This window comes from Pseudomonas sp. NPDC088885 (assembly GCF_044750025.1).
Taxonomy (GTDB): domain Bacteria; phylum Pseudomonadota; class Gammaproteobacteria; order Pseudomonadales; family Pseudomonadaceae; genus Aquipseudomonas; species Aquipseudomonas rustica.
The window spans coordinates 27,526-36,253 of the sequence record NZ_JBIVJB010000008.1 but is presented as its reverse complement, the minus strand read 5'-3'; the positions used below and the strand labels follow the sequence as shown (position 1 = coordinate 36,253).

General features: G+C 60.3%; 7 protein-coding genes. 2 read left to right on the top strand and 5 right to left on the bottom strand.

Annotated elements, in window-relative coordinates:
• Positions 1-306: nuclear transport factor 2 family protein (locus tag ACIP1X_RS06930; protein WP_400750578.1), on the bottom strand; the 306-nt coding region annotated here is incomplete at its 3' end.
• 10 nt (positions 307-316) lie between these two features.
• Complete coding sequence (speB, locus tag ACIP1X_RS06925; RefSeq protein WP_008086245.1) at positions 317-1,267, bottom strand: agmatinase; 951 nt, start codon at positions 1,265-1,267, stop codon at positions 317-319.
• Positions 1,268-1,559: 292 nt separating this feature from the next.
• On the opposite strand from speB, the gene ACIP1X_RS06920 reads away from it, so the two are divergent.
• Together ACIP1X_RS06920 and ACIP1X_RS06915 are read left to right on the top strand one after the other, a co-directional pair.
• Entirely contained in the window at positions 1,560-2,453 is an 894-nt protein-coding gene (locus ACIP1X_RS06920) for a LysR family transcriptional regulator (protein ID WP_053118206.1), read from the top strand.
• A gap of 18 nt (positions 2,454-2,471) precedes the next feature.
• Positions 2,472-3,068: a tRNA-uridine aminocarboxypropyltransferase gene (locus ACIP1X_RS06915; RefSeq protein ID WP_400750575.1), complete on the top strand. Its 597-nt coding sequence runs from the start codon at positions 2,472-2,474 to the stop codon at positions 3,066-3,068.
• 114 nt (positions 3,069-3,182) lie between these two features.
• Here the strand turns inward: ACIP1X_RS06915 and ACIP1X_RS06910 are convergent, their stop codons facing one another.
• The 3 genes from ACIP1X_RS06910 to ACIP1X_RS06900 form a co-directional block, all read right to left on the bottom strand.
• Positions 3,183-4,544, bottom strand: coding sequence for an HlyD family type I secretion periplasmic adaptor subunit (locus ACIP1X_RS06910; protein ID WP_053118210.1), 1,362 nt, complete (start codon positions 4,542-4,544; stop codon positions 3,183-3,185).
• 360 nt (positions 4,545-4,904) lie between these two features.
• Entirely contained in the window at positions 4,905-7,064 is a 2,160-nt protein-coding gene (locus ACIP1X_RS06905; RefSeq protein ID WP_400649080.1) for a type I secretion system permease/ATPase, read from the bottom strand.
• A gap of 183 nt (positions 7,065-7,247) precedes the next feature.
• Positions 7,248-8,606: a TolC family outer membrane protein gene (locus ACIP1X_RS06900; RefSeq protein WP_400750572.1), complete on the bottom strand. Its 1,359-nt coding sequence runs from the start codon at positions 8,604-8,606 to the stop codon at positions 7,248-7,250.
• Between the last annotated feature and the right edge of the window lie 122 nt (positions 8,607-8,728).

Genomic DNA, 8,728 nt, shown 5'->3' with positions numbered 1-8,728 from the left:
GCTGAAGTGGTGCTCCCCTTGCAAGCGCAGCTCGGTGGCCACGTCATGGATGAAAATCGCCACGTCACCTTGCAGGCTGACGAAGGCGTTGCTCGAGGTGCACGCAAGCACCTCGAAGCCATCCTCGGCGCGCCAGCTGTCCCACAAGGCCTGATAGGCATCGCGCGACAGCAACGGCTGTTCGAGGGTGTAGAAAACGAAACTTGCATCGGCGCTGAACGCGCCGAAGTAAGCCTCGCGATCGTTACGGGCAAAGGCAGCCACCAGCTCGGCGGCCGCTTGCAGAACCTGATCACGTTCGTTCATGACGCAACCCTCAGCGGTGAACCACGCCTGGCAGTACGCAGAGCATTTCGTACAGCAGGTTGGCGGCCAGCAGCGAGGTGTTGCCGGTGGTGTCGTAAGCGGGCGAGACTTCTACCAGATCGCAACCGATCAAGTCGAGGCCTTGGCAGCCGCGAACGATTTCAATCGCCTGAATGGTCGTCAGACCGCCGATTTCCGGGGTGCCGGTGCCAGGTGCCCAGGCCGGATCGATGCCGTCGATGTCGAAGCTGAGGTACACCGGGCCGCCGCCGACTTTCTCGCGCACTTCAGCCATCAGCGGTGCCAGCGACTTGTGCCAGCACTCTTCAGCCTGAACCACGCGGAAGCCCTGATCGCGGCTCCAGTTGAAGTCGTCAGCGGTGTAACCCTGAGCGCGCAGACCGATCTGCACGACACGGTCGCAATCGAGCAGACCTTCTTCAACCGCGCGGCGGAAGGTAGTGCCGTGGGCGATTTTCTCGCCGAACATGTGATCGTTGACGTCCGCGTGGGCATCGATGTGCACCAGACCGACCTTGCCGTGCTTTTTATGAATCGCACGCAGGATCGGCAGGGTGATGGTGTGGTCGCCACCCAGGGTCATCGGGATCACGTTGTGCTCGAGGATGTTGTCGTAGGCTTCTTCGATGATGCGCACGGCGTCGAGCAGGTTGAAGGTGTTGATCGCCACGTCGCCAATGTCGGCCACGGCCAGCGAGTCGAACGGCGCAGCGCCGGTCGCCATGTTGTAAGGGCGGATCATCACCGATTCGGTGCGAATGTCGCGTGGCCCGAAGCGGGTGCCGGGGCGCAGCGAAGTACCGATGTCCAGTGGCACGCCTACGAAGGCAGCGTCCAGGCCGGCAGCGGTCGGTACATGGGGGAGTCGGAGCATGGTGGCGATGCCGCCGAAGCGCGGCATTTCGTTGCCGCCCAGTGGTTGGTGAAGAATCTTGTCCACGGGTAGGGCCTCATCGTCTTTGTTTTATTTATATCGGCGCGCCGTTGAGCACAGGTTCGGACGCCGCTGTGGGGCCGATGATGCGAAATGTAGCTAGGGGAAAGAATCGCTACGGGCAAATACTTAGTTCAGATTTTTCTAAACTAATGCCAGACTTCCACACCGGCTCGTTCCCATGCTCCGCGTGGGAATGCATCTACGGACGCTCCGCGTCCAGCCGTACTTGCAGGTGACGCAGAGCGTCACAGGCTGCATTCCCACGCAGAGCGTGGGAACGATCCTTGGAGTAGACATGGCCAACGCTTTACCCGACCTGAAACTATTGCGCATCTTCGTCAGCGTCGTGCGCCATCAGGGTTTCGCCAATGCGCAGCAGGAACTCAACCTGTCGACCTCGGCGATCAGCACCTACATGAGCCAGCTCGAAGCCGCGCTAGGTCTGGTGCTGTGCCATCGCGGACGCGGCGGGTTCAGCCTGACCAGCAAGGGTGAGCTGTTCCATCAGGAAACCTTGCGCCTGCTCGCCGAACTCGAAGGGTTCGAGCAATACGCCGCCGCGCTCAAGGGCGAATTGCGCGGCACGCTCAACCTCGGCGTGATCGACTCCACGGTCAGCGACAAGGCTCTGCCATTTGCCGAAGCCATCGGCGGCTACAGCCAGGAACATCCGGCGGTGCATTTGCACTTATCGGTGATGAGCCCGTACGAACTGCAACTCGGCGTGCAGGACAATCGCCTCGATCTGGCCATCGGCGCGTTCTCCACACGGATGAGCGGACTGGTCTATATGCCGCTGTACCGCGAGCAGCACTGGCTGTATTGCAGCAGCCGCCATCCGTTGTTCAACGAGCGGCGCATCCCTGAGCAAGTCATCACCCAGCAGCGCATGGTCGGTCGTGGTTATTGGAGTCAGGCCGAGCTGGCGCGTCACGGTTTCAAGCACAGCGCTGCGACCGTGGAAAGTATGGAGGCGCAGCTGATTCTGGTGCTGTCCGGCGCCTACATTGGTTACTTGCCGGAGCACTACGCCCAAGCCTGGGCTGACAAGGGCGATTTGCGCGTATTGCTGCCGGCGACGTTCGGTTATCAGGCGCCGTTCTCGATGATCATGCGCCGGGGCCGCAGCCGCGAGCCGCTGATCCAGACTTTCCGTGATTTGCTCAAAGCACAGCTCAATCAGGCTTAGCTTGTAGGAAAAAGAAGTATGTCCAGACCCCAATGCCCGCGCTGCCTGCGCCCACAAACCCATTGCCTGTGCCCGCTGATCCCCAGCCTCGACAGCCGTACGCGGGTGTTGCTGTTGCAGCATCCGAGCGAGGTCAATCATGCGTTGAACACCGCGCGATTGGCGGCGTTGGGATTGAGCAATGCCGAGCTGATTGTGGGTGAGGTTTTTGAGGATTTGCCGACGCTGCTGAATCAGCCGGGCTATCGGGCGCGGTTGTTGTTTCCCGCCGATGATGCGCAGCCGATGCAGGCTTACGCTGAGTCGGATGAACCGTTGTTATTGGTCGTTCCGGATGGCACGTGGCGTAAAGCGCGCAAGATGCTGCACCTCAATCCACTGCTGGCGGCGTTGCCACGGGTGACGCTGGCCGAGGGCGGGGTGTCGCGCTATCGGTTGCGAAAGGCACCGGGGCCGGGGGCATTGTCGACGGTTGAGGCGATTGTGCAGGCATTGCAAGCGCTGGAGGCGCCGGTTTCGTTTGAACCGTTGCTCAAGCCGTTTGAAGCGTTGATCGAGGGGCAGATTGCGGCGATGGGGGAGGAGACCTTTCAGCGTAATCATGGCGATAGATGATCGTTCCCACGCTCTGCGTGGGAATGCATCCAGTGACGCTCTGCGTCACAGTCGCGAAGGGACGCGGAGCGTCCCGGGCGGCACTCCCACGCGGAGCGTGGGAACGATCATTCGCTACCGCTCGCGCATCGCCTCAGTCCGCGCCTTCAGCACCGGTTTCAGCAAGTAATCCAGCACGCTCTTCTCCCCGGTAATGATGTCCACCGTCGCCACCATCCCCGGAATAATCAGCAACGGCTTCACATCCCCGCCCAAATGGTTTTTATCGGTGCGCACCTGAATCAGGTAAAAGCTGTTGCCCTTGTCATCGGTAATCGTGTCCGCGCCGATCAACTCAAGCTTGGCGCTCAGCCCGCCGTAAATCGTGTAGTCATATGCACTGAACTTGACCATCGCCTTCTGCCCCGGATGCAGAAACGCCACGTCCTGCGGGCGCACTTTGGCTTCGATCAGCAGGTTGTCCTCCAGCGGCACGATTTCAACCATGTCGCTGCCCGGCTGCACCACGCCGCCGATGGTGTTGACCTTCAATTGCTTGATCACGCCGTGCACCGGTGAAGTCACGGTGGTGCGGGTGACCCGGTCGTCGATGGCGATGCTGGTCGCGGTGATTTTTGACAGGTCGGTGCGCTTCTCATTCAGCTCTTTGGCGGCTTCGGAGCGGAAGGTTTGTTCGGATTCGTCGATCTTGCTGCGGATCTCGGCAATCGCCGATTCGGCACGGGGAATGGCGAGTGTGGTGGCGTTCAGCGAACCTCGGATCTCCACCGCGCTGCGCTTCAGCCGAAGGATTTCCACCGGCGACACCGCGCCGGTTTTCACCAGCGGTTCGGACATGTTCATTTCTTGCTGCAGCAACGCCAGGCTGGAACTGAACTGGCCCTGCTTGGAACGAAATTCCGCCAGTTCCTGGGTTTTCTGCCGCAGTTGTTCGCTGAGGGTTCGTTGTTCACTGGCCAGTCGGCGCTGGCGTTGGTCATACAGCGAGCGCTCGTCTTCAGCGACTTGCGGTGCTTTGGCGACCACTTCATCGGAGAGCTTGAACGGCCGGCCTTCCGCTTCGGCGGACAACCGTTCGACCTGGGCCGTCAGCGCATAACGATCGGCCTCGCTCTCGCCTTTGTTCGAACGGAAGCGCGTGTCATCCAGACGCAGCAGGGTGTCGCCCTTGTTCACCATTTGCCCTTCACGCACGAAGATCTCGGTAACGATGCCGCCCTCAAGGTTCTGGATCACCTGAATCTTGCTCGACGGAATCGCCTTGCCTTCGCCCATGGTCACTTCTTCGAGCACGGCGAATTTGGCCCAGACCACCGCACTGATCAGCAGCCCCGCCGCCAGCCACACGGTGATCCGCGACCAGCGCGGCGAATCCTGCAACGCCGCCCCGGCGGTTTCCGGCATGAACTCAGCCTCGGCGCTTTTGCCGAAACTGTCGAAGTAGCCGCGAGATTTGCTATCTGAAGATGCCGACATGGGGCGATACCCCTCAATTAAGAAACATCAAACTGGATGACCCAACAGTGGCCAGGGGCGCGTATCTGTAACCAGAGAACTCCCTTTGGCCTGAGAATTTCCCTGTGGCCACAGAAAATTCCTGTGGCCAAAAAGTTTTCCTGTGGCGAGGGGATTTATCCCCGTTGGGTTGCGCAGCAACCCCAAAAATTTCATGGGCGCTGCGCACCCAAACGGGGATAAATCCCCTCGCCACAGATTTTGTGCAAACCACAAGTTTTGTGTAAGGCACAGGTTTTGTGTAAAGCCACTGATTTTGTATAGGCACAGGTTTTTGTGCAGGGCACTTTTTTGTGTAAGCCATAAATTATGGTTAAGCATCTACACCGCCGCAGAGCCGACGCGGCCCTTGCGCAGTGCTTCGATGACTGCTTCTTTCGGGCCGTCGGCGACGATCCGGCCGTTGTCGAGTACCAGCAGCCGATCCACCAGGCTCAGCATCGAGGTGCGGTGGGTGACCAGCAGCAGGGTTTTGCCTTGCACCCAGCCATGAAGTTTCTGGCGCAGGATGTCTTCGCTGCTGTTGTCCATGGCGCTGGTGGGTTCGTCGAGCAGCATGATCGGCGGGTCGAGCAACAGCGAACGCGCGAGCAATACCGCTTGGCGTTGGCCGCCGGACAGCAATTGCCCGCGCTCACCGACCGGCCGATCAAAACCTTGCGGATGCTGGCGAGCGAGTTCGGTGACGCCGGTCAGCTCAGCCACTTCAAGCATCCGCGAATCGCTGACGTAGCGTGCGCCGAGGGTGAGGTTATCGCGCAAGCTGCCGGCCAGCAGCGGCAGGTCGTGGGCGACATAGCCGATTTGCTGGCGCAGATCCGCGACATCCAGTTGCCGCAGGTCGAGACCGTCGAGCAGCAACTGGCCTTCTTCTGGCTCATAGAAACCCATGACCAATCGCGCCAAGGTGCTTTTACCCGAGCCACTGCGACCGATAATGCCAACCCGTTCGCCGGCCTTGAGGCTGAAACTGATGTTGCTCAGGGCCGGCGCATTCTGGCCGTTGTAGTGAAAGGTCACGCCGCTGACGTCCAGCGCGCCTTGCAGTTGCGTGCGTTCCAGCGGCCGCTGTTTGCCGTCGCGTTCCTGCGGCAGTGACATCAGCGCGTCGGTGCTTTTCATGGTCAATTGCGCTTGCTGATAACGGGTGATCAGCCCGGCAATCTGCCCCAGCGGGGCGAGTACGCGGCTGCCGAGCATGTAGCTGGCGACCAGCGCACCGACGCTGAGGTTGCCGGCGATGATGCTGTAAACCCCGGCGACAATCGTCGCCATCCCCGAGAACTGCTGAATGAACAATGTGCCGTTGGTTGCCAGCGCCGAGAGATTGCGCGCATGGCTGTCGAGGCGGGTGAGGGCGCCGTGGGTGCTTTCCCATTTGTGCTGGCGCTCGCTTTCGGCGCTGCAGGCCTTGAGGGTTTCCAGGCCACCGAGGGTTTCGATCAGCACGGCCTGGCGTTCGGCGCCGAGGCTCAGGCTTTTCTGCACGGTGTCGCGCAGGCGCACCTGAATCGCCAGGGCGAAGATGATCGTGATCGGAAACGCCAACATCGGAATCACCACCAGCCAGCCGCCGAGGAGGCCGATCACCACCAGCATCAAAACGACGAAGGGCAGGTCGATCAGGCTGGTCAGGGTGACGGCGGTGAGGAATTCACGCAGGCCCTGGAAGTCATGAATGCTCTGGGCGAAACCGCCGATGGTCGCTGGCCGTGCCTTCATCGACATGCCGGTGATGCGCTCAAACAAAGTCGCGGAAAGGATCACATCGGTTTTCTTGCCGGCGGTGTCGAGCAAGTGCGCACGCACCACCCGCAGCACCAGTTCGAAACCGGTGCCGATCAACAGACCGATCGACAGCACCCACAAGGTCGACGTCGCTTGGTTTGGCACCACACGGTCGTAGGTCTGCATGACGAACAGCGGCACCATCAGGCCCAGCAGGTTGATCAGGAAACTGGCGAGAATCGCATCGCCGTATAGCCATTTCGACAGCTTCAGGGTGTCGCGAAACCAGGCATGCACGCGCGGCACCAGCGGTGAGCGCAGGTCTTCGAGTTCGTGCCGCGGCCGGGCGAACAAGGCCTGGCCGCTGTAGTGTTCGGTGAGTTCTTCACGGCTGACCCATTGCTCGCCGCCATCGGCTTCGCTGGGCAGAATCAGCGCTTTGCCGTCATCGCCAAAACGCCGTAACACGGCGGTGCGGCCGTCGTTGAGCAACAACAGAATCGGCAGGTTCAGTGGTGAAATATCTTTCAGTTCACGGCGCAACATCCGCGCCTGCAACCCCGCACGAGCAGCAGCGCGCGGCAGCAAATCGAGGCTCAGACGTTGTTTGTTCAGCGGCAGCCCGGCACTCAGGCTGGCGCGACTGACTGTCGCGCCATGCAGTTTGCAGAGAATCAACAGACCGTCGAGTAACGGATCATCGAAGCTCAGCCGCGGATCGACCCCAGAGTTGCCGGGTTCCATGCTGGTCATATTGATCGCTCCTTTGAACTGGCTCGGACACCCACATCAACCCTGCTGCATGATCATTCCCACGCTCTGCGTGGGAATGAAGCCCGTGACGCTCCGCGTCACTGGACGCAGAGCGTCCCTAGAGGCATTCCCACGCAGAGCGTGGGAACGATCATGCAGCCTTCGGCAGCTCCTACAGAGGGGTTATTTCAGCTCTGGGAGGCGGGCTTCGTTCTTCACTTCGCTGGAGGCGATCGCATCGGCGGGCAGCACCACCCGTTGTTTGCTCAGCAACTGGCCCATGTTCGCCAGCACGCGGTACATCGAATATTCCTCGGTGTAGCGAATTTCGGTGTAGCGACGGTTGGCGTTGTAGAGCTCGTTTTCACTGTCGAGCAAGTCGAGAAGGGTGCGTTGGCCGAGGCCGAACTGATCCTGATACGCGGCGCGTACACGCTTGGTGGTTTCCGCGTATTCGCGGGCGGTCGGGGTCTGTTTCTTCGCGTTGAGCATGGCGTTCCAGGCCAGGTGAATGTTCTCGTTGAGCTGACGCAGGGCGTTGTTGCGGATGTCCATTGCCTGGTTGATCTGGTGCGCATCGGAGGCCAGTCGCGCCTTGTCGCTGCCGCCACGGAACAGGTTGTAGTTCATGATCACGCCGACACGCCATTCGTTGTCGTGACCTTCATCGCCCTGCACGTTGTTGTTCGCGCCCACCGCTGCTTCTGCGTCGAAACGTGGGTAGAACGGCGACTTGGCGACTTCGTATTGGCTCTCGGCCGATTGCACGTCGGCCTGCGCCGATTTCAGGTACGGGTTGTTTTCGACCATGCTCTGCTGGGCTTCCGGCAGGGTGGTCGGCAACTCGCCACGGGTCGTGGCCGGGGCTTCCAGTTCATCAGGCATGCGCCCGACAACGCTGAAGAAGTTCGACTCGGCATCCGCCAGATCCACTTCAGCGGTGTCGAGGTTGTTTTGCGCCAGCGCTTTACGCGCCACCGATTGATCGGAGTCGGCGGTGCTGCCGATGCCGCGCTCGGTGCGCAGGCCGATCTGATCGTTGACGCGCAAGTGCGCTTGCAGGTTGTTCGTGGCCAGGGTCACCAGTTCGCGACGCTTGAGCACTTCGAGGTAGACCTCGATGGTGCGCAGGGCCAGATCCTGAGCGGTGCCTTGCGCGTAGTAGGCGCGCGAATTGGACACGCCTTTGGTGCGCTCAACCTCGTTGGCGGTGTTGAAACCGTCGAACAGCATTTGCCGCAAGCGCAGCTCGGACTGGGTGTAATTGAGAATTCGTGTGTCGTGGTTACCGAAGGCGCGGGTGTTGGTGTTGTCGCTGTAGCCACGGCCATACGCGGCGTTCAAATCGACGGACGGATAGAAACCGCCCTTGGCGACTTTGACTTGTTCATCAGCCGACAGGCGTGCGTCCACGCGCGAAGCGAGTTCCGGGTGGGTGGCGATGGTGCTTTGGATCGCCTCGGTGAGGTTCATGGCCTGGGCTTGGGATGTGCAAGCCATGGCCAGCAAAACCGCGTTGCAGAGGGGGGTTAAAACGCGCATGGGTGCATCTCCCTGAGTCCTGATGGTGTGTTACTGTCGCCAAAAATTTGACGATATTTTTAGTGGAAAGCGTTTCACTCTTGTAACAACAGAGCTAAGAACATAATGAAGCGTAGCTAAGA

What these genes read in the sequence shown, in the direction of transcription:
- ACIP1X_RS06920 (WP_053118206.1), top strand. Translation starts at nt 1,560, where the DNA reads ATGGCCAACGCTTTACCCGACCTGAAACTATTGCGCATCTTCGTCAGC.
- ACIP1X_RS06915 (WP_400750575.1), top strand. Translation starts at nt 2,472, where the DNA reads ATGTCCAGACCCCAATGCCCGCGCTGCCTGCGCCCACAAACCCATTGC.
- ACIP1X_RS06910 (WP_053118210.1), bottom strand. Translation starts at nt 4,544, where the DNA reads ATGTCGGCATCTTCAGATAGCAAATCTCGCGGCTACTTCGACAGTTTC.
- ACIP1X_RS06905 (WP_400649080.1), bottom strand. Translation starts at nt 7,064, where the DNA reads ATGACCAGCATGGAACCCGGCAACTCTGGGGTCGATCCGCGGCTGAGC.
- ACIP1X_RS06900 (WP_400750572.1), bottom strand. Translation starts at nt 8,606, where the DNA reads ATGCGCGTTTTAACCCCCCTCTGCAACGCGGTTTTGCTGGCCATGGCT.